Genomic DNA, 315 nt, shown 5'->3' with positions numbered 1-315 from the left:
GCAAAGCTTTAGCCACGGGCGGACGAAAAACGTCGTGGTCGAGACCAAGCGCAAGCGCGTTGTGGTGCCCAAACCTGCTGGCGCAAAAGCCGGCGGCGGTAGCAATCCATCGCTCGGGGATCCCTCCAAGCGTCCGGCAGGGATCACCGATTCCGAAATGGAACGCCGGCTGAAGGCGGTTCAGGCTGCCCGCGCCCGCGAGGCGGAAGAAGCCGAAGCACGCGCAGCCGAGGAAAAGGCCCGCGCGGAAGACCGCGAGCGTCGTCGTGCCGAGATCGAGGCGAAAGAAGCCGAAGAGCGTGAGCGCGAGGAAAG

Annotated in this window: 1 protein-coding gene; it reads left to right on the top strand. The window is 65.4% G+C overall.

From position 1 onward, the window contains the following. On the top strand, positions 1 to 315 hold a 315-nt coding region (locus B4F27_RS00935; protein WP_286758805.1), incomplete at both ends, for a translation initiation factor IF-2 associated domain-containing protein.

Origin of the sequence: Sulfitobacter sp. UBA1132 (assembly GCF_002311545.1) — a bacterium.
GTDB classification, from domain to species: domain Bacteria; phylum Pseudomonadota; class Alphaproteobacteria; order Rhodobacterales; family Rhodobacteraceae; genus Sulfitobacter; species Sulfitobacter pontiacus.
This window is presented reverse-complemented; position numbering and strand designations above follow the sequence as displayed.